The organism is Bacillus sp. ISL-18 (genome assembly GCF_018613415.1).
Classification (GTDB): Bacteria; Bacillota; Bacilli; order Bacillales; family Cytobacillaceae; genus Neobacillus.
The window spans coordinates 20,296-41,742 of the sequence record NZ_JAGGQG010000028.1 but is presented as its reverse complement, the minus strand read 5'-3'; the positions used below and the strand labels follow the sequence as shown (position 1 = coordinate 41,742).

Below are 21,447 nucleotides of genomic sequence, written 5' to 3'. Positions count from 1 at the left end.
TTTTCACTCCACTTTACTATTTTCCTCACTATCACTATTAAACTCAATAATCTGCCCTTCAAACGCATTGACAAACAAGCTCTCCTTATCATTCACCACAAAGTGCCACGTTGGGGCTAATACTTGCGATGCAGCCAGCTGAATGAGTGTTGAATAGCCAAGCTCAATCTTCGTTATTTTACTTTTTGGTTTTAAGGCGCCCTTTTGATGCAAGGTCTCAATCGCCTTTAACGGCGGAAGAATTTCTTCCTTGGCCGTCAGCTTTTCAATTTCCTCTAAATAGGTTTGCTGATAGGAAGTAATCTGGTTTTCCTCATTTACATTAAATGTAATCATCCCATTAATATTTTCATAAAAGGGGTAATTATCGTATTGTTGAAAATAGGTAATCGTATGTTTCTTATCATCCTTCTCCCAAAATTGATAATGATCACCGTAAAGGATTCCTGCTTTTATAAAAGAGGCAATATCTGCTGGTTCAAATTTAGAACTTAGCTGAATCGGTTTATCAAGCATGACAGAGAGAGTCGAAGTCGGTTCCGTTGATAAGACCTTCTGTCCTTTTAATTTTGACATATCCCCTTTTGTAAACGTCTTTGGCTTTGCACTTAGATATTGGTCTTTAATCGGGGCTTTCGGAAGCTCCACATACGTAATCTCATCTGCCTTCAATTTATCTTCAAAGGAAGTTGGGGTTATCACTTCGTAATTATTAGCATCACGCATTTTCATAAATTGGAATAAGAGATACACGTCTAATATTAAAAAAGTAATGATAAAAATGGTTTTAATTTTACTCCAATCCATCTACAGAACCTCCTCCCAGGTCACTCAGCATAATTTGCCCCCAAGATTTGTTATACCGATAAAACCAAGCAGGTTCTAAGAGAATCAGTTTATTTTCATCCGAACTCCTAACCATTTGATAGCCAAGGACTAATTCTTCGAGAAGCTCCGGCTTAAAGTTCTTATTACTTTGTAAAATGGCTAAGATTTCATGTCCTGAAGGAGGAGTAACAGTTTGCATTTCTGTTGTTAAGGGAAGATCTAAGGTAATATTCGGACGGACATATTTATTAATCTCATCGCGTCCCCACTCCTCGGTCATTTCAGATAATCCATTATTATTAAAGATAGGATAGCCATCCGTACTATATAATCGAAACGTAACCGAGCGTTTAGATTCACTTTTAGAAACATAACGAAACGAATCTGTCCAGCCTCCATGTTCATTAACAAAATCAATACTTCTCTTGACCAAATCGTAGGAGCTATCTACAAAGCTGTCTTCTGGTGTCGGATTGATGTATTGCAAAATGTTACTATCATAGTTAACCGTCATTTTACTTGAGTCATTCGTAAATTCCTCACCATGAGGAATAGAGCTCCTTTGAACGAAACTTGGATCGTCAAAAAGGGCATCTTTAAATTCATCAGAATTAAGCGTTACAGGTAAATACTTATAGGTAGTCATTTTTACTTTAGCCTCTGGCAGATAAATGCTGCGTTTATCAGAAGACTTATAGGCAAAAAACTTTGGATAACGAGCCGCATTTTTATAGTAATCCCGATTAAACTCATTTAAATTAGCCGAGGAAATACGACTTACATAAATTTGTCCCGTTTCAGTAGAGGCAAAATAAACACTGCCATTCCCATTATCTAACTCATTAACATTTATAATAATCCGATTAAAATTGAAGGGAGGAATTTTCTTACCTTCAATATTTAAAACACTTAGATATAACTCAATCGGAATGTCCCCAGGGAAGACGAGTTCAGCATTGCCGCTGCCATGGATAAAACTGTCCAAATTCCCGGCCTTTTCGGTATAGTTTTTCACATCAGAAATGGTCCAGCTGCTTATTTCTTTCATTAACTTATCCAATTCATCAGGATTACTAGTTCCGTAGTGCTGCCCTTTCACATGAAATAATACCTGGTCAGGCCTTACTATTTTTGTTACATCTTGTTTTTTATCTACTGTTACCTCTGCTACTGTTTTACTTTTTTCCATCTTGTCATAGTTGGGCTGGTAAGTCCAAAGATTCCAAGTGAGCAGCAGACTTACCAAGACCAAAACGGTTAAAATTCCTGATTTTATATTTTCATATCTCATGACCATTCATCCTCTTCAGAACGTTCATATGGCAGGGAAAAGGATATCTTTGTCCCTTTACCTTCTTCACTTGTTGCCCAAATCGATCCGCCATGAGCCTTAACCATTTCCTGAGCAATCGCGAGTCCTAAACCTGTTCCGCCCAATTTACGAGTTCTTGCTTTATCCACCCGGTAAAAACGATCAAAGATTTTTCCAATATTCTCTTTTGGAATTCCTACTCCTTGGTCCGATACGCTGACAATAATCTTATCCTCTTTTTCTTTTATCGAAAAAGTAACCTGTCCGCCTTCAGGAGAATACTTTAAGGCGTTAGAAATAATATTGTATAAGACCTGGGTCATTTTATCCTCATCTACTTCCACAAAGATCGCCTGTTTCGGAAGCTTACGTTTAAAGGTAACGTTCTGCTCCTTTGACATTTCAAACCGATCAATAATGTTGTTGTAGAAGTCGACAAAGTTTACCCATTCCTTCGTTAACTTGTAATCAGTGCTATCCATTTTTGATAATTGTAGAAGGTCATTGACAAGACGAATCATTCTTTCTGTCTCGGTCCGCGTTACTTCTAAGAAATTAGGGGCAATTTCTGGGTCTTGCCATGCACCATCTGCAAGTGCCTCTAAATAACTGCGCATCGTGGTGAGAGGTGTCCTTAATTCATGTGAAACATTGGCCACAAATTCTCTTCTTTCAGCGTCAATCTTTTCTTGGTCTGTGATATCATGTAAAACGGCAATCAAACCATTAACGAAACCTGTCTCCTTTTGGATAATAGAGAAATTAGCTCTTAGTATATAGCGCTCTGCTTTTGTACTATAGTCTAAAATCAATGACTCATTTTCCTCCAAGAGGTCTTCAAATGTGTTCGTATCATCCAAGTCCAGTAATTCAACAATCGGTTGAGATAAAACTGTTTCACGTGAAACATTCAGCATTTCTGCTGCAGGATCATTAATTAAAATGACACGGCCTTTGCGGTCTGTCGCAATAACCCCATCTGTCATATAGGACAGGACGGAGGATAGCTTTCTACGTTCCCCTTCCGTCATCGCCTGGGCTTCCTGCAATTTTTTCGTCAAGTGGTTAAAGGTAACTGCAAGCGTTCCTATTTCATCCTGGCCATATACCTTTACCTTCCGAGAGAAGTTCCCCTTGGCCATAGCAAGTGCTTGTTTCTTCATATCCGCTATTGGCCGGGTAATCGTTTGGGCTAATAAAATTCCCAATACCGCCGTTATCGATAAGGCAATCGCTGTACCTGTAGCAAAAATATTATTAATGGTCTTCATTTGCTCAAACACATTTTCAATTTTTGCGACAAGGTAGATGGCCCCAATGACTTTTTTACCAGATTTAATAGGCGTTGAGAGGACCCAGATTCGATGCCCGGTTTTTTGTTCAATCTTAATGGAGCTTTGATTTTCTTCTAAAACCATCGATTGTTTTACCTGAAGAACTGTGGTCCTTTGACCAACAAGTCCCTGGTTACTGGATTGAGAAGTACCAAGGATCTTTAAGGAACGATTTTCAATCACTTGGACCTCTGTAATATCACTATCACCTTCATCAAAGTCCTTAAGAACTTTCTTCAAATCCTCTTCAAGTGTCGGGTCTTCTGGCTTTCTATCTTTTTTCATTTCCTCGACCACATTATAAGCAAGTAGATCAACCCGCTGTTGAATCGAAGTTTGAAAGTTTGTTCGCAATGTTTGTTCAAGTTGTTTGACAAAGTAAACACCGATAATTTGCATTGCTACTAGGATAAGAAGGACATAGATGAGAACAAACTTTACATGTATCGAGCGAAAGAAACCAACCTTTTTCATTAATTAATTACTCCTGTTCAGGATTGCGTAAATAGTAGCCAACTCCGCGGCGAGTGACAATCCATGTTGGATGGCTTGGGCTATCCTCAATTTTTTCACGTAATCGCCGTACTGTTACATCGACGGTTCGTACGTCTCCATAATAGTCGTATCCCCATACAGTTTGCAGTAAATGCTCCCTCGTCATCACTTGACCAATATGCTGTGCCAAGTAATAAAGCAGTTCAAATTCACGATGAGTTAGTTCAATTGTTTCGCCACGTTTTGAAACCACATAGGCATCTGGATGTATCACGAGCGAACCAATCTCAATTTCATTCGTTTCATTTTCAGCATCTGACTGTGCAATAATTTGATTATGACGACGTAAGTTTGCTTTGACACGGGCAATTAATTCCCTTGTACTAAAAGGCTTTGTTACGTAATCATCCGCTCCTAATTCCAGTCCTAACACTTTATCAATTTCTGAATCCTTAGCGGTCAGCATAATAATAGGCATTTCATATTTCTTACGGACTTCACGGCAAACTTCCATCCCGTCACGTAATGGAAGCATAATATCTAAGAGGATTAGGTCAGGCTGAATTTCATCCACTAATTGGAGCGCCTCATTGCCATCATAGGCACAATAAACGACATAGCCTTCTTTTTTTAAGTTAAATTGTAAAATATCTGCAATTGGTTTTTCATCATCCACAACAAGAATTTTCTTTTCCATACCATTACTCCTTTTTGTTCAATTGATCTAATCTATTCAATTAAAAGCCTTTAGAAGTCATACCTATACTACTTTACTTTACCATTTTATAAGTAAGAATTCACCTATAATCAGCATTTGGCAGGATTGGTATAACCTTCTTTGACTATTTTTTTAGCAAAATAGAAGAGTCTCTAGCCATGAACTAGAGACTCTTACCATTAATGTATATAAGATAACGGATTGACTAGACTTCCGTTTTTATAAACCTCAAAATGAAGATGGACTCCGGTTGCATCACCAGTTGCCCCCATAATTCCAATTGCTGTACCCTTTGACACCGTTTGTCCCGCTTTGACATTTAAGGAAGACATGTGTCCGTATAGAGTACGGAAGCCATTGTGGTGATCAATAATAACTTTGTTTCCATAGCCATTGCTCCAGCCTGCAAAAACAACTACGCCATTATCAGCCGCCTTAATGGTCTTATTACTAGGTCTTGCGATATCTATTCCTTTATGCATTTTCCCCCAGCGCATCCCTTGCTTACTTGAAATATAACCGCCGACAGTCGGCCAGGCAAAGCTGCCCTCCCCGCGCGAAGGAATGACTTTCGTTCCTTTTAAAACAATATGAGTAACAGGCTGGATGAGAATCTTCTCATCAGACTGATCTTTTTTAACTGTTACACCGTTTTGTTCTGAAATTTGATAAGTAACCAAACGCGACCCATTTTGTCCGGCTTGTTTTTCTTTTGTTTCCCCCTTTGGGATAGAGGAATCCTCCACAACTTGATTAGCAAATGGAATCGTTTCTTTTTGATTGACTTCCTTATCAACGATTACTTCAACAAACGGTTTAATCGCTGTAACATTTATTTCCTGGCCAATCTTTAATAGACTATCCGATGCCAAGCTAGGGTTTAATGTGATTAATTCTCCTACTGTTAAGCCATGATTATGAGCAATTGTTTCAAGAGCATCGCCTTTTGCTACCGTATACTTCTTTTCCTCTAAAGTACCCTTTTGTAAATAAGCTAAGGCATCCTCAGTGCTCATGATTTTCTCTGGGGTAATATTTTTCTCCTCAATCGATTCTTCCTTTGATAAGCGTACATCTAAAAGACGTGTTTCATTCTCTTGTAATGGTGGAAGTGCTGCATCTTTTTGATTTTTTCGTGCTTCTAGTTCGGTTAGCTGTGCGTCAGAAACATATTGCTGTTTGAGCTTTTTTATAACTTCCTCAGCAGAGTCTTTATTATCTAGATAAACGATTGGTGTTCCACCGATGACAATGGCGGAAGATTCCGCCTCCAATTGGAAGATATCATTAAATTTTTGAACTGTTTCCTGATTATTGACTGTTGAGTGCAAGACTTGTTCAGGTATATATTGAACTTGCGGTTCAATCTTCAGGTTAAAACTTGTAAACAATTTCTTTGCGTTCTCCACTTTTTCAGCAATTAACGTGTTCACTACACTTTTATCAGTAACATTACCTACATAAGTACCATTAAGGTAGACATGGTAGATTTTAGTTGAATTTGCTGATAGGGCAAAAGCAAGAGGTCCATTACTAAAGGCAACAACTGAAGCAGCGATTGCCGTAATGACGGTTGTTTTTAGCCATAAAAACTTATTTTTTTTAATTTCTCTATTTGAAAATAACATTTTTTCCCCCTAAACCACGGTAAAACCCTTCTCAGTCTGCTATGTATGTCTAATAAAGAATTTTCCATATTTTTGACCTCTATTACTTTAACATAGTTTTTTTTAGAAAGATTAATAGTCTTAGTAATGTAACAAAAATGTATAACACCTGACATTTTTCACATTTTAACGACATATTCCAGGTCTATTATCCCAAAGTTATTGGGGGAGTTTATTTCTAGGATTAGGAGAAAAAACCTTATAATGTATGAATTTAATAGGGCAAGAGTCACCCTGGTATCCACATAAAAGTTTTATGAAAAAAGAGGGAAACTACAGGATCTTTGCAGAAATAAAAAAAGAAGCTTGCAGATGCAGCTTCTTTTTTTATGGCTCAGGACGGAATCGAACCGCCGACACAAGGATTTTCAGTCCTTTGCTCTACCGACTGAGCTACTGAGCCAACTATGGCGGTCTGGACGGGACTCGAACCCGCGACCTCCTGCGTGACAGGCAGGCATTCTAACCAACTGAACTACCAGACCATATTTTAATTGATCATCAGCAAGGAAACCGTCCTTGCCAGTCACTCACTGACAATCAAAAGCCAATGACCCCTACGGGACTCGAACCCGTGTTACCTCCGTGAAAGGGAGGTGTCTTAACCGCTTGACCAAGGGGCCATGTTTAGATTTAAATGGTGAGCCATGAAGGACTCGAACCTTCGACCCTCTGATTAAAAGTCAGATGCTCTACCAACTGAGCTAATGGCTCGTACTCATGAAGTTTCCTAAATCTTGATTTTCGTCGGATGCCCACGCCTCAGTAAGTTTATTCAAGCAGCAGCTCGGCGTGTGCCCTGATGCTGTTTCAATGAACCTTATTCGATCGTGCTCTACCAACTGAGCTAATGGCTCGTAACTTTTTGTCGTATCGTGACGACGCTTATTAATATATCATGGATGTAATTATTAATGCAATACTTTTTTTAATGTTTTTCAAAAAAGTTTGAAGCCCTCACAAATGAGGGCTTCATTGTTAATTAGATTTGTCTCCATGGGCTGCGAACGACGTTTGTTTGCATACGATCGGGTCCGACAGAGAAGGTGGTTAATGGTACTCCAGTAAGCTGTGTTACTCGTTCTACATAATGACGGGCATTAACAGGAAGTTCATCCAATGATTTCACACCAGTAATATCCTCAGTCCAGCCTGGAAGTTCCTCATAGATTGGCTCACATTGTGATAAAATCCTTAAATTTGCAGGATATTCAGTAATAACTTCATCCTTATAGCGATAAGCCGTACAAATTTTCAACGTTTCAATCCCTGTTAACACATCAATTGAGTTAAGGGATAAATCAGTCAAACCACTAACACGGCGAGCATGGCGCACAACGACGCTATCGAACCAGCCGACACGACGAGGACGGCCTGTGGTTGTACCATATTCACGTCCTACTTCACGGATACGGTTTCCAATTTCATTATCTAATTCCGTTGGGAATGGGCCATCACCTACGCGGGAGGTATAGGCTTTACAAACACCGACTACATGGGTAATTTTAGAAGGACCAACACCTGATCCAATCGTTACTCCACCTGCAACAGGATTTGAGGAGGTAACGAATGGGTAGGTACCTTGGTCAATATCAAGCATAACCCCTTGGGCACCTTCAAATAATACACGTTTCCCTTCATCCAGAGCATCATTTAATACAACAGACGTATCACAGACATATTTCTGAATCTGTTGCCCATATTCATAATATTCGTCTAAGATATCTTCTTTTTTAAAGCCGTCGGTCTCATAAATCCGTTCAAATAAGCGGTTTTTCTCTTCAAGGTTTTGTTGTAATTTTTCTTCAAAAATTTCACGATCAAGCAAATCAGCAATCCGAATTCCAACACGGGCAGCTTTATCCATATAGGCAGGGCCAATTCCCTTTTTAGTTGTACCGATTTTATTTGCACCCTTACGTAATTCTTCCACTTCATCTAATTTTAAATGATAAGGGAGGATGACATGGGCACGGTTACTAATCCGAAGATTATCCGTAGTCACACCCTTTTCATGTAAATAAGCAAGTTCTGCTACAAGTGCTTTCGGGTCAACAACCATTCCGTTACCGATAACACTAATTTTTTCTTTATTAAAGATCCCAGATGGTATTAAATGTAACTTGTAAGTTTCTCCGTTAAATTTGATTGTATGGCCAGCATTGTTGCCGCCTTGATAACGTGCGATTACTTCTGCATTCTCAGAAAGGAAATCGGTTATTTTCCCTTTTCCCTCGTCTCCCCATTGCGTTCCAACAACTACTACTGATGACATGTAAGGCACCTCCAAATTAAATGGGCTTTCCTATTTACCATACACCAGTTTATCAATTTTCAGGTCTAAAAGCAAACGAAACACGAACATTTAAATAAAATTATAATATTATGTTCGTAAAATATTATTATAGTTATCTAGTCACTTTTTGCAGCAGTAAAATAAACAAGAAAAAAGGCCAGCCAAAGTGGGCTAGCCTTTCAACCTACGCACCTGGAGGCTCATAACGCGTCTCCAAGTTTACGAACTTATTATATTCCTTTACAAAGGCTAACGCTACCGTTCCGGTCGGGCCGTTACGCTGTTTAGCAATAATGATCTCTATAATATTTTTATTCTCGGATTCCTTATCATAGTAGTCATCACGATATAAGAACGCAACAATATCAGCATCCTGCTCAATACTACCGGATTCACGGATATCCGACATCATCGGACGCTTATCCTGACGTTGCTCAACGCCACGGGATAGCTGGGAAAGAGCAATAACTGGGACCTTAAGTTCACGGGCTAATTGCTTAAGAGAGCGGGAAATCTCAGAAACTTCCTGCTGGCGGTTTTCACCCGATCTGCCGCTTCCTAAAATCAGCTGCAAGTAGTCAATCAATATCATGCCGAGACCATGCTCTTGCTGAAGACGGCGGCACTTTGAACGAATATCACTAATTCTAACCCCTGGAGTATCATCGATAAATATCCCAGAGTTTGAAAGGCTGCCCATAGCCATCGTCAGCTTGCCCCAGTCATCGTCTGTAAGCGAACCAGTCCGGAGCCGTTGTGCATCTATATTGCCTTCTGAACAAAGCATACGCATAACGAGCTGTTCAGCACCCATCTCAAGACTGAAAATAGCCACATTTTCATTCGTTTTTGTAGCTACATTGGCGGCAATATTCAAGGCAAAGGCTGTTTTACCTACAGAAGGACGGGCACCTACAATGATTAAATCATTGCGCTGGAATCCTGCTGTCATTCGATCAAGTTCAGCAAATCCAGTTGAAATACCAGTAATCTCGCCAACCCTATTATGCATTTCTTCAATATTATCATACGTACGAACAAGAACATCTTTGATATTATGGAAAGCTCCAGCATTCTTTCGTTGTGCTACTTCCATAATACTTTTTTCTGCCTCACTTAAAAGTGCTTCAACCTCGTCTTCACGAGAATATCCATCAGAAGCAATATTTGTTGCTGTCCGGATTAATCTTCTTAAAAGAGATTTCTCTTCTACAATTCTAGCATAATATTCTATGTTTGCAGCCGTCGGTACAGACCCAGACAATTCACTTAAGTAACTAACACCGCCAATATCCTCAATCAGTTTGGCAGCAGCTAATTCCTCCGTTACGGTCACAAGGTCAACAGCTTTACCTTGGTCATTTAAATCCAGCATAACATTAAAGATCTTTTGGTGAGAGGCACGATAAAAGTCCTCAGGGATTAATATTTCTGATGCAACAGTAAGCGCAGAAGGCTCTAAAAAGATAGCTCCTAACACGGCCTGTTCCGCCTCAATATTTTGCGGCGGCATACGATCTGCTAATACATCATTCATCTATCAAAACCTCCTAGTCTAGAAGGATAATTAAAAACGATATTAAAAGTATCATATCTCGGAAAGAAAAAAGTGACCAGTTATAACCGATCACAAGAAATTTGCTACATATTATTCTATCATGTTTATTGTTACTTTCGTACTGGCAATTTTTCACCTTATTTTACTTCAGTTACTGAAACCGTTAACGTTGCTGTTACTTCATGATGGAGCCTTACTGGTACCTTTGTATGTCCTAAAGTCCGAATCGCATCATCTAACTCCATTTTGCGTTTATCAATTTTAATGCCATGTTTCTTTTGTAATTCTTCAGCAACTTGCTTAGTGGTAATAGAACCGAAGAGTCTGCCGCCTTCGCCAGCCTTAGCTTTCAGTTCAACTGTAATCTTATCTAACACTTCTTTCAGCTTTTTAGCCTCCGCAAGCTCCTCGGCCGCAGCTTTTTCTTCTTTTTTCTTTTGAGCATCAAGTGAACTGATATTGGCATTGTTTGCCTCAATCGCCAAACCTTGCTTAATTAAAAAGTTATGAGCATAGCCATCCGCCACGTTTTTAACTTCTCCCTTTTTTCCTTTTCCTTTAACGTCCTTTAAAAAAATAACTTTCATTCTTTTTTCACTCCTTCAAAATATTCATTAATGGCCAATTTTAATCGGACCTCTGTTTCGTCAATCGTCAGTCCAGTCAGCTGGGTAGCTGCATTGGTTAAATGGCCACCGCCCTTCAGGCTTTCCATGATCACCTGAACATTGATATTTCCCAGCGATCTCGCACTGATGGCGATTACACCCTCATCCCTTTTAGCGATCACAAAGGACCCGCTCACCCCATCCATAGCTAATAAGGTGTCTGCTGCCTGGGCAATGATTACTTGGTCATACTGGTCTTGTTCTGAGCCTTTAGCAATCGCTATCCCATCATGGTAGAACGAAACCGATTCAATTAACTTTGACCTTTTTATATAGGTATCAATGTCCTCTTTCAAAAACTTTTGAACTAGGATCGTATCGGCTCCATGCGCTCGAAGATAGGATGCTGCATCAAATGTCCGTGAACCGGTTCTTAATGTAAAACTTTTTGTATCAACAATGATTCCAGCTAAGAGAGCGGTCGCCTCAATCATTTCAATTTTACTCCGTTTTGGCTGATATTCCAAAAATTCCGTCACAAGCTCTGCAGTTGATGAAGCATATGGTTCCATATAGACAAGTAAAGGGTTTGAAATAAAATCTTCACCACGGCGGTGATGGTCAATTACCACCACGTGGTCAATTTTATTTAATAACCGTTCCTCGATCACCATGGAAGGCTTATGGGTATCAACAACAACAAGTAAAGTCTTTTCTGTGGCAATTTCTAATGCGAGTTCAGGTTCAATGAAATAAGAATATAATTCTTCTTGGTGGCGTATCTCTTCCATTAACCGTTTTACTCCGCTGTCCATTTCCTGCTTATTAACAACGATATAGGCTTCCTTCTGGTTCATTTGGGCTACCTTGTAAATCCCAATGCCTGAACCAATTGAATCCATATCAGGATTCTTGTGACCCATAATAATGACTTTATCACTTGCAATAATCAAATCTCTGATGGCATGTGAGATAACCCGTGCCCGCACTCTTGTCCGTTTCTCAACAGGGTTCGTTTTGCCGCCATAAAACTTCACTTTGCCGCTCGGCAGTTTAATTGCCACCTGATCTCCGCCTCTTCCTAAAGCCAGGTCAAGGCTTGATTGGGCCATAGCACCCAATTCTGGAAGGGAGGATACGCCTGTTCCCACACCGATGCTTAAGGTGAAGCTGACATTTTGTTTAGAAGTCATTTCTCTTACTTCATCGAGGATTGTGAATTTTCCTTTTTCAAGACTGCGAAGAATTCTTTCGCTAAATACGGCAATAAAACGCTCAGATGAAACTCTTTTCAAATAAATCCCATTATCCTGGGCCCACTTATTTAAAATCGAAGTAACTAAATTATTAATGCTGCCGCGCATTTGATCATCCATGCCTTGGGTCAGGTCATCATAATTATCAAGAAAAATGGTCGCAATAGCCGTTCGATCATCTTGATATTTTTTTTCAATTTCAGTTTGCTCGGTGACATCAAAGAAATATAACAGCCGTTCTTCACGTTTATGGACAACGCGGAACTTCCGCTCATGAAGGGTAATTACTTCTGTTTCCACCTCTTGTTTAATCAAAGGAATCAACGCATCAGCAACATCATAAAGGGATCTGCCTACCAATGTAGTTTCATCAAAACAGGAGGAAAGATAAGGATTCGTCCACTCAATATAATACTCCTCGTTGATCAGCATGATCCCGATTGGCATTTCCATCAGGGCTTCTTCGCCAACCTTCTTCACTCGGTAGGAAAGGGTGGAAATGTATTCTTCCATCTCTTTTCGCTCTCTGCGGTCAATGATTAACATATAGTAGAGGGGGACTAACATTAATAAGAACCCCGCTGTGCTTAAAATCCAATTATATAACCACAGGATGATAAGCAGAATCACCGTAACGCCAATTAGCCCATAAAAAGGGTAACGAATTGACCGCTTTTCAAAAAATGCAGGCAAAGTCTTCAGCTCCTTGACGTTTTTACTCTTTTTTTACGAATCGATTTCTAAAATCAAACCCTAAATCGGTAATGCCTAATATCATTATTATATAATGAACAATCGGCAGGATGAAAGATAGAATTACAATGAACACTGCAAGTCCTTTTCCAATGGACCGCTGATAGAAAATATAAAATAAACATGCTAACCCTTGGATTAATAAAAATAGCTCCAATACAAATCTCGCGTTAATTAATGCTAGGTATAGATAGGTGCCGTCTTGGGGATGAAACAACAAATATCCGCCTAATGCCGCTAAATAATACCATAAAAGGCTTTTCGGCAGTCTAAGATTTCTAAATTTCCCCCAAGAAGGAACTGTAATTCCAAACCTTTTGGCAATAGGAAAACAAATCCATTGGGTAATAAAAGCATAGACAATTGATACAGTTATTAGATATCCTGGCGCTAATTGTTGAATGTTTTTAATTAAGTTGGCAGTTTGCGCCTGCATCAGCTTAATTTGCTCTTCATTCCCCAATGCTTTCAACATTGCCGCTGATTGTTTCATTGATTGGTTTAACATTGTATTCATTTCTTGGATAAAATTGATGTTCATAAAAGTGACGAGCACGACATAAAAAATGATTAAACCTACAATAAAGGTTAGTGTACTTCCAATTAAAATAGCAGAACGGCTTTTTGTTTTTTGAGTCATATAGCCCATGACCGCACCAGCAGTCCCAAAAAGCACCATCAAGCCCAGCCCTTGAAATGAACTTGAAATAAACGAAATAATAATGGCAGCGATAAAGAAAACAGCGATATATTTCAGATCATTTTTGGCCGAAAACATGATAAAAGGCAGCGGCAGAATAAAGACACTAATGATGCTTAAAGGCGGGATGTAGATGGTTATTAATAAAAAGATAGTTAAGGCAGCTAAAAGAATAGCCCCTTCCGTTAAGTTACGGACATTTTTCACTTCAACACCTCTTACAATTAAATCTATCTCTTTATTTTAGCCACTTACTTGATTTGATACAACTATTGAGAAAAGAAAAAGACAGTAAGGGAAATCCTTACTGTCTTTTTAGACACAATTTATTATTCTCCAGCCACGAATGGTAGTAATGCCATTTGACGTGCACGTTTGATTGCAACTGTTAGTTTACGTTGATATTTAGCGCTAGTACCAGTTACACGACGTGGTAAAATTTTTCCACGCTCAGAGATGAATTTTTTAAGTAAATCTACATCTTTATAATCGATGCGAGTGATACCATTTGCTGTGAAATAGCAAACTTTACGACGCTTTGCGCGACCGCCTTTACGTCCTCCTGCCATGAAAATTCCCTCCTTTATTTATTTTATGAAACCCATCAAAAGGTTACTTTTTTAGAATGGAAGATCGTCATCAGAGATGTCAATCTGGCCAGTTCCCGCAAATGGATCTTCATCCATACGAGTAAACCCTTTGTTTTGATTTTGGTTTGGACGTTGATTCTGATTGCCGCTGCCATAGGAATTACCTTGTTGTGGTTCCATAGGAGGAGCACCATAATAATCGTTATTGCTTCTTCCGCCACCACCAGAAGAGGACTTAGGCTCTAGAAATTGAACACTTTCCGCTTGAACCTCTGTAACGTAAACACGTTTACCATCTTGTCCCTCATAGTTGCGCGTTTGAATACGGCCATCAACACCTGCAAGACTGCCTTTTTTTAAGAAGTTCGCCACATTTTCAGCTGGTTTACGCCAAACAACACAATTAATAAAGTCTGCTTCCCGCTCACCTGATTGACTAGAAAATGGACGGTTAACTGCTAAAGTAAAAGTAGCAACAGGAACCCCATTTGGTGTATAACGCAAATCTGGATCTTTTGTTAAACGACCTACAAGCACGACACGATTCATCATCAGAATCAACTCCTTTTCTTTTGGAAATATGTTCCACGTGGAACAATTTTACCAAGAAATCTATATAATTCTTAAGCTTCTTCTTTAATTACGATATGGCGAATGATATCTTCGCTGATTTTTGCAAGACGAGAAAATTCTTGTACTGCAGCAGCTGAAGATGTAGTTTTAGCGATTTCGTAGTATCCGTCACGGAAATCGTTGATTTCGTATGCTAGACGGCGCTTACCCCAATCTTTTGTTTCAGCAGTTTCCGCACCGTTTTCAAGAAGAATTGTGTTAAAACGCTCAACAAGAGCCTTCTTTGCTTCATCTTCAATATTTGGGCGGATGATGTACATGATTTCGTACTTATTCATCACAGTCACCTCCTTTTGGTCTAAACGGCCCAGTTATGGGCAAGGAGCAATTAATTAATTACTCACAAGTTGAAATTATAGCACATAATAAATGAAAATGCAATGACGTTCATGTTTCTGCCATTTAATTCATCCTAAATCTTTTAAATTAATGAAAAGAAGGTGTCCCAAAAGTATAACTTTTAGAAGCACCCTCTTTTTTTTATTCATTAAACTGGTCTGTTGATTTCCGCTCCAGGCACTTCGCTTTCCGCGGGCGGTCCGGGGAGCCTCCTCGTCGCTTCGCTCCTGCGGGGTCTCCCTAGCCCCGTACTCCCGCAGGAGTCTTCGTGCCTTCCGCTCCAATCAACATAGTGTGCATAATTTATTCATCATCCACCTATTGGGTCAGCCTCAAAAAATAACTTATACGTTAAAGCGGAAATGGATAACATCGCCGTCTTTTACTTCATAGTCCTTACCTTCTAAGCGGACCTTTCCTGCTTCCTTTGCTGCATTATGGCTGCCAGCAGCTAACAAATCATCAAAAGAAACGGTTTCCGCACGAATAAATCCACGTTCAAAATCAGAATGAATAACGCCGGCACATTGCGGAGCTTTCATTCCTTTTCTGAAAGTCCAGGCACGTACTTCCTGTACACCCGCTGTGAAGTAAGTAGCTAAACCCAGCAGGCTGTATGCAGCACGAATTAATTGATCTAATCCGGATTCTTCAATGCCTAACTCAGAAAGGAACATCGCCTTCTCTTCACCTTCAAGCTCAGCGATTTCTTCTTCAATTTTGGCACAAATGACAATCACTTCGGCATTATCTTTTGCCGCAAATTCACGTACCTTTTGTACGTATTCATTATCAGCTGGGTCAGCAATATCATCTTCGCTCACATTGGCAACATATAAAACCGGCTTAATCGTTAACAAGTGAAGACCCTTAACTAGTTTTAATTGTTCATCGGTAAAGTCAATAGTACGAGCCGGCTTCTCAGCTTCAAAGGCATCGCGCAGCATCGCAAGGACTTCAAATTCAGCTGCAGCTTCTTTATCTTTTTGCTTAGCCAACTTTTCCACACGGCTAATTCTTTTTTCGACTGATTCCATATCAGCAAGAATTAACTCAAGGTTAATCGTTTCAATATCATCAATTGGATCTACCTTACCAGATACGTGGGTGATGTTTTCATCCGCAAAGCAGCGGACTACCTGACAAATCGCATCTACTTGGCGAATATGTGAAAGAAACTTATTTCCGAGTCCTTCACCTTTACTAGCCCCTTTAACAATCCCGGCAATATCGGTAAATTCAAATGCCGTTGGAACCGTCTTTTTTGGCTGCACAAGTTCCGTTAATTTTTGCAGACGATGGTCAGGTACTTCAACAATTCCTACGTTCGGGTCAATCGTACAGAAAGGATAATTCGCTGATTCCGCTCCTGCTTGTGTTATTGCATTAAATAATGTCGACTTACCAACGTTCGGCAAACCGACAATACCAGCTGTTAAAGCCATTCACGTTCACTCCTAGTAATAAGTATCTATATAAAAATAAGTTCTTTATATATTAAAAAGCCTCTCACAATTATAAGACAACAAACACAAAAAATACAACTGCCGCTTTTTTTGCAGCAGTTAGTTGGTTTCCCACTTTTCGAGATTTACTAGACAATCGTAAAGGGTACTGCCCATCCCATTATCTGATTCCCGGCTCGAGGTCAGTTGATTAACAGAACCGCCAAACCTCTTCCAGATGCCTTCATCAATATTAATCGTGTTAGGATGTGCCTTCACTAATATGGAAATATACCCCTTCACTTCGCCGCGGTCATTCCATACTCTTACAAAATCACCGTTTACTAACCCTTTTTCTTCGGCAATATTTGGGGCAACCTCTACTTTAAGTCTAAGGGTCTCACCTAAAAGATGATAATTTTGGGAATGGTTCGAACGCATTGGATGGATGGTCAGCAGCTGATAGGGAAAGTCTTTGGCAAGCACAGGATTGTTCCACTTGGATTCCTCCGGAACGGCTAACGTTAACAATCCGTTTTTACCTCTTTGTTGACCTATTTTAGAAGTAAATTCAAATTTCCCGGAGGGGGTTTGAAATTCACGATTATGCCATGGCACCTTTTCAACTGGCAGTTCCATCGTGTGCTGCTCTTTTAATTTTTCAAGAGTAATGCCTGAATCTTTCAGCGGCTTTAAGGTCATCCTTAACCATTCATCTTGCGTATAAGCAAAATCATCACCGAATCCAAGTCTTGCTGCCAGCTGTGTCCAAATCCATAAATCGGATTTTGCTTCTCCAGGGGCCGAAACAAGTTTTGGACTGTAATTTACATAATGATGATACATAGAAGAATAATAAAAATCTTCTTCTTCAAAAGCAGTTGTCGTAGGCAAAACATAATCTGCAACTAATGCGGTATCCGTCATAAATTGCTCCAGCACTACAACGGTCGGCACAGAAGAGAAGGCCTTTTCAACTACGCCGCTATCCGGGACCTGTGTAAGCGGGTTCCCGCATGTCACCACAATCATTTCAATTGCTGGATCGGCAGCCTTTAAGGTCTCTTCCGCCTGTTTCATTATAGAGAATTGGCGGCTCTCTTGTTTACGATGAGGGAGGGTTAACTCATGAAAAGCGAAACTTTGGCCAACCTGGAGATTAGCATAATTGGCTCCTCCTCCAGGAAGGCCAATATTTCCACTGATAGCTGCCAGGGCATCGATCAAACGAATAGTATTTCCGCCATTTTCATAGCGCTGCATTCCTAAGCCCATAAAAGTAGCGGTGGGTCTGTCACTATAGACAAGTGCTAATTTGGTAATCATCTCATCAGACACTTCTGTCATTTCACTGATCTTTTCTAGGGAAATACTATCAAGAAGCCCTACTAAATCTTCAAATCCGAGTGTGGCTTGATTAATAAAATCCTGATCTTCTAGTCCAAGCCGGAGTATTTCTTTCATAATACCAGCAGCCAATATTCCATCCATTCCCGGTTTTATGGTAATAAATTCATCCGCTTGTTTGGCCGTCGCATTATAAAGCGGATCAATCACATATAACTTAACACCTTGTTTCTTTGCCTCTAGCAATCTTTCATATAAATGCATATTGGTTCTGGCAACATTTCGTCCCCAAATAATAATATTTTTGCTGTTAACAATATCATCGGGTTCATGGCTATAGGCATTTCCAAAATCCCACTTCTGGGCTTCAATTCCTGCTCCCCAGCAGAGAGATCCATAAACTTGCGTTACCCCGCCATAACAATTAAAAAAGCGCTGGTCTAAATTTTTTAAAATTCCATTATTAGCATAGTCATGGCTGTGCAGAACAGCAGTTGTCCCAACCGTTTGTTTTATTTCTAGAAACTTCGCTGCAATTTCATCAAGGGCCTGCTCCCATGAAATTTCTACAAATTCTCCATTTATCTTTTTTAACGGGTTTAATAGACGCTGCTTAGAATTGGTTCTTTTCTCTAGCATCCGCCCACGCCCGCATATTTTCCCTCTAGTGATCGGATGTGCCGGGTCACCCTCCACTTTGATCACCTTGCCATTGTCAATTGTTACATGAAAACCACAGCTATCCCAGCAGTTTAACGGACATGCCGCCTTTCGTATTTCCACCATCATCGCCACTCCCGTCATACTGTTTCTATTTATTCATCAGCTATAATAGAGCTGAATAAAAAAGAAGCATGAAATATTATCCTTCATGCTTGACTAAAATTTTTTTCATTTTCCTTGAAAATTCTCTTCTTGGGATCAAAACACTATGACCGCAGCCCTCACATTTGATCCGGACATCCATTCCCATCCGAATAATTTTCCAGCGGTTGGTACCACATGGATGTTGTTTCTTCATCTCTACAACGTCATTTAGGGCAAATTCTTTTTCTTCCATCTGTTTGTCCCCCTTAAACACTTGGTTCTTTCATATTACCATTATCTTTCGAATACATAACCATCCGTGGATACGGAATTTCAATTCCATGCTCATCTAAAGAAAGTTTAATATCTTTGCGGATTTTCCTTGATACTGCGGCATGCTGCATTGGCAGTGTTTCAGCCACAATTCTTAATGTCACCTCGGACGGCCCAAAATTTTGAATTCCAAGAAAATCCGGTTCTTTAACCAATTCTTCATATCTTTCCGGCATTTTTTCAAGTAACTCCCTTATAACCCTTTCAGCTTTATCAAGGTCCTCTTCATAAGCAATGCCAACATCAATGATCGCTAAGCTGTTATTAAGTGAAAAGTTTGTTACCTCTGCAATACTTCCATTAGGTAAAATATGAACTTCTCCTGTCCAGCTCTTTAATTTGGTCGTTCTTAATCCAATTGCCTGAACGTTTCCTTCAAATTGTCCAATCCGAACATGGTCACCCACAGAAAACTGATCCTCAAAAATAATAAAGAATCCGGAAATAACGTCCTTTACCAAGCTCTGAGCGCCAAAACCGACTGCTAAACCAACGACTCCAGCTCCGGCAATCAGTGCCTTTACATCGATTCCCAGTACCGATAGGACCATCATAAGGGCAATAAAGTAAACGACGTAGGTAAGCATATTGTCAAGCAGCTTAGAAAGTGTTGCTTCCCTTCGTTCAGATGTGTTCAATGGAGAAAGATTTCTAATTTTAAAAATGTTATGAATGGCCAGCTTGCCGATTCGAATTAAAATATTGGCAATAACTATGATGACAATTATTTTAAGCAAGCCTTCTCCAATATTCAACCAGGTGTCTTCATTTTGATATTTATCGATAAGCTTTTGTATTCCTCTTTGTGTAAGACTCATATAACACCTTCCTCTAACCCTCTGTATCCATTCTATTTTAACAAGTTTTCTTTTTAGATAATAGCATTATGAATTTGCATTTTTTGCCTATCCGATGTATAGATTTTCAAAATTTTCCGTATACTGATTAAAAACACGGATAACAGCCCCAAAACGAGCTGATTTTTTCAATGAATGATTATGTGTTAGGGAGTGGACGGAATGAATTTGAAGACTAGCTTTTTTGACAGGAGGGGCAAGGTAAGCATCGTACATGATGAATCGGATGCTGCTGAACAGCTTGCTCATGAATTACTCCTAAATATCCCTAGTGTCACTAGACGCCCTATTGTATTTGTTTGTATTGGAACTGACCGCTCTACAGGGGATTCATTAGGACCGCTGGTCGGGAGCCTTCTTGAGGAAAAGGAACTTCAATCATTTTACGTTTACGGAACTTTAGATGAACCTATTCATGCTGTTAATCTGGCAGATAAACTGCTTGAGATTACTACTATTCATGCCAATCCATACATAATTGGGATTGATGCCTGCTTAGGACGGATTAAAAATGTCGGTGTTATCCAAGTTGGGGATGGGCCAGTCAAACCAGGAGCAGGGGTTAACAAGGAACTGCCTGCCGTCGGTGACATTCATATTACTGGAATTGTCAATGTCAGCGGGTTCATGGAATTTTTTGTCTTACAAAATACAAGGTTGAATCTTGTGATGAAAATGGCTAAGACGATTGCATCGGGAATCGTTCAAGCCAGCCTGCTTTATCCAAACCAAAACTGGACAGAATTGGATTGGGTAGAGGAAGAAAAGACAAATTAAAAGAGCAATCGACCACTAATCGATTGCTCTTTTTCACTCATATAAAAAAGTGATGATAGCTGTAGAGAATCGTAACGATTATCCCTGTGACTACAATTCCTGGCAGTAGGTTTGCTACTTTAATTTTCACTATACCGGTAAGGTTCAGCCCGATGGCAAAAATCATCACACCACCCGTTGCCGTCATTTCAACAATAAATTGATCCATTAATTCTTTAGGAACGAAGCGATCAATTTGTGTCGCAAATAAAGCAATTAATCCTTCATAGAGGACAACAGGGATGGCTGAAAAAATAACGCCAATTCCAAGCGTAGTTGTTAGGATTAACGCCGTAAAACCATCGATTAATGATTTGGTGTACAATACATCATGATCGCCGCGAATACCGCTATCAAGAGCACCAATAATGGCCATTGCCCCAATCACAAAGATTAAGGTTGCCGTCACAAATCCCTCAGAAATACTTCCTTTCCCATTGGAACCTACCCTGCGTTCGAGCCAGCCGCCTAAATCATTTAATTTATCTTCTAATCTTAATAGCTCACCGGCAACAGCACCCACAACTAGGCTAATAATCACGATTAGAAAGTTTTCACTCTTTAAGCCCATTTGTAAGCCTAAAACCATAACCGACAGACCGATTGCATACATGACGGTCTTTTTCATTCCCTCTGGTATCCGATTTAACCATTTACCTAGAAGAGTACCAATAACAATTAATAGACCATTCACAAGTGTTCCTAATAAAAACATACTCTTTTCTCCTTCTTCGTCGCTCGAAATAATAATAGTT

At 39.7% G+C, this 21,447-nt stretch carries 19 protein-coding genes and 4 tRNA genes; 1 reads left to right on the top strand and 22 read right to left on the bottom strand.

Translation table 11 applies throughout. From position 1 onward, the window contains the following. Window positions 1-3: 3 nt before the first annotated feature. The 21 genes from J7E81_RS27275 to J7E81_RS27175 all read right to left on the bottom strand — a co-directional run bounded on the left by J7E81_RS27275 (window position 4) and on the right by J7E81_RS27175 (window position 19,837). The gene (locus J7E81_RS27275) at window positions 4-807 is read right to left on the bottom strand and encodes a two-component system regulatory protein YycI (RefSeq protein ID WP_215047317.1); all 804 of its coding nucleotides are present in this window, start codon (window positions 805-807) and stop codon (window positions 4-6) included. Then, window positions 794-2,119, bottom strand: coding sequence for a YycH family regulatory protein (locus J7E81_RS27270; protein ID WP_215047316.1), 1,326 nt, complete (start codon window positions 2,117-2,119; stop codon window positions 794-796). The genes J7E81_RS27275 and J7E81_RS27270 overlap by 14 nt, the downstream gene beginning before the upstream one ends. Further along, on the bottom strand, window positions 2,116-3,948 hold the full coding sequence (gene walK / locus J7E81_RS27265) for a cell wall metabolism sensor histidine kinase WalK (protein ID WP_215047315.1): 1,833 nt from the start codon (window positions 3,946-3,948) through the stop codon (window positions 2,116-2,118). Before walK ends, J7E81_RS27270 begins: the two co-directional genes overlap by 4 nt. A gap of 7 nt (window positions 3,949-3,955) precedes the next feature. Next, window positions 3,956-4,666 carry a response regulator YycF gene (yycF, locus tag J7E81_RS27260; protein WP_215047314.1) on the bottom strand — a complete coding sequence of 237 codons (711 nt, stop codon included), beginning with the start codon at window positions 4,664-4,666 and terminating at the stop codon, window positions 3,956-3,958. Window positions 4,667-4,866: 200 nt separating this feature from the next. Then, a complete protein-coding gene (locus tag J7E81_RS27255; protein WP_215047313.1) occupies window positions 4,867-6,315 on the bottom strand; it encodes a M23 family metallopeptidase in 1,449 nt (482 codons plus the stop codon). 369 nt (window positions 6,316-6,684) lie between these two features. Beyond that, window positions 6,685-6,757: transfer RNA gene (locus tag J7E81_RS27250), tRNA-Phe, on the bottom strand. Between the two features lie 5 nt (window positions 6,758-6,762). Next, window positions 6,763-6,839: transfer RNA gene (locus tag J7E81_RS27245), tRNA-Asp, on the bottom strand. Window positions 6,840-6,905: 66 nt separating this feature from the next. Beyond that, window positions 6,906-6,977 (bottom strand) — tRNA-Glu (locus J7E81_RS27240). 15 nt (window positions 6,978-6,992) lie between these two features. Continuing rightward, window positions 6,993-7,068: transfer RNA gene (locus J7E81_RS27235), tRNA-Lys, on the bottom strand. Window positions 7,069-7,336: 268 nt separating this feature from the next. After that, complete coding sequence (locus tag J7E81_RS27230; protein ID WP_215047312.1) at window positions 7,337-8,629, bottom strand: adenylosuccinate synthase; 1,293 nt, start codon at window positions 8,627-8,629, stop codon at window positions 7,337-7,339. A 205-nt stretch (window positions 8,630-8,834) separates the two neighbouring features. Further along, window positions 8,835-10,187, bottom strand: coding sequence for a replicative DNA helicase (dnaB, locus tag J7E81_RS27225; protein ID WP_215047311.1), 1,353 nt, complete (start codon window positions 10,185-10,187; stop codon window positions 8,835-8,837). A 158-nt stretch (window positions 10,188-10,345) separates the two neighbouring features. Next, on the bottom strand, window positions 10,346-10,795 hold the full coding sequence (rplI, locus tag J7E81_RS27220; protein WP_215047310.1) for a 50S ribosomal protein L9: 450 nt from the start codon (window positions 10,793-10,795) through the stop codon (window positions 10,346-10,348). Then, window positions 10,792-12,765 carry a DHH family phosphoesterase gene (locus J7E81_RS27215; protein WP_215047309.1) on the bottom strand — a complete coding sequence of 658 codons (1,974 nt, stop codon included), beginning with the start codon at window positions 12,763-12,765 and terminating at the stop codon, window positions 10,792-10,794. The genes rplI and J7E81_RS27215 overlap by 4 nt, the downstream gene beginning before the upstream one ends. Window positions 12,766-12,787: 22 nt before the next feature. Beyond that, window positions 12,788-13,732, bottom strand: coding sequence for a YybS family protein (locus tag J7E81_RS27210; RefSeq protein ID WP_215047308.1), 945 nt, complete (start codon window positions 13,730-13,732; stop codon window positions 12,788-12,790). A 122-nt stretch (window positions 13,733-13,854) separates the two neighbouring features. Continuing rightward, on the bottom strand, window positions 13,855-14,094 hold the full coding sequence (gene rpsR, locus J7E81_RS27205) for a 30S ribosomal protein S18 (protein ID WP_007088219.1): 240 nt from the start codon (window positions 14,092-14,094) through the stop codon (window positions 13,855-13,857). A 51-nt stretch (window positions 14,095-14,145) separates the two neighbouring features. Then, complete coding sequence (ssb, locus tag J7E81_RS27200) at window positions 14,146-14,667, bottom strand: single-stranded DNA-binding protein (protein WP_144566168.1); 522 nt, start codon at window positions 14,665-14,667, stop codon at window positions 14,146-14,148. Between the two features lie 71 nt (window positions 14,668-14,738). Beyond that, entirely contained in the window at window positions 14,739-15,026 is a 288-nt protein-coding gene (rpsF, locus tag J7E81_RS27195) for a 30S ribosomal protein S6 (protein WP_098530221.1), read from the bottom strand. Window positions 15,027-15,431: 405 nt separating this feature from the next. Continuing rightward, window positions 15,432-16,532, bottom strand: a complete 1,101-nt coding sequence (gene ychF, locus J7E81_RS27190; RefSeq protein ID WP_215047307.1) for a redox-regulated ATPase YchF — start codon at window positions 16,530-16,532, stop codon at window positions 15,432-15,434. A 120-nt stretch (window positions 16,533-16,652) separates the two neighbouring features. Next, entirely contained in the window at window positions 16,653-18,665 is a 2,013-nt protein-coding gene (locus J7E81_RS27185; protein WP_215047306.1) for a molybdopterin-dependent oxidoreductase, read from the bottom strand. A 76-nt stretch (window positions 18,666-18,741) separates the two neighbouring features. After that, entirely contained in the window at window positions 18,742-18,939 is a 198-nt protein-coding gene (locus J7E81_RS27180) for a DUF951 domain-containing protein (RefSeq protein WP_098530218.1), read from the bottom strand. A gap of 13 nt (window positions 18,940-18,952) precedes the next feature. Beyond that, the gene (locus J7E81_RS27175; RefSeq protein WP_215047305.1) at window positions 18,953-19,837 is read right to left on the bottom strand and encodes a mechanosensitive ion channel family protein; all 885 of its coding nucleotides are present in this window, start codon (window positions 19,835-19,837) and stop codon (window positions 18,953-18,955) included. Window positions 19,838-20,038: 201 nt separating this feature from the next. Between J7E81_RS27175 and yyaC the strand changes: the two genes are divergently transcribed. Beyond that, window positions 20,039-20,653, top strand: coding sequence for a spore protease YyaC (yyaC, locus tag J7E81_RS27170; protein WP_215047304.1), 615 nt, complete (start codon window positions 20,039-20,041; stop codon window positions 20,651-20,653). Window positions 20,654-20,690: 37 nt separating this feature from the next. Here the strand turns inward: yyaC and J7E81_RS27165 are convergent, their stop codons facing one another. Continuing rightward, window positions 20,691-21,407 (bottom strand): DUF554 domain-containing protein, encoded by a 717-nt coding sequence (locus tag J7E81_RS27165; RefSeq protein WP_215047303.1) that lies wholly within the window; start codon window positions 21,405-21,407, stop codon window positions 20,691-20,693. Window positions 21,408-21,447: the final 40 nt, after the last annotated feature.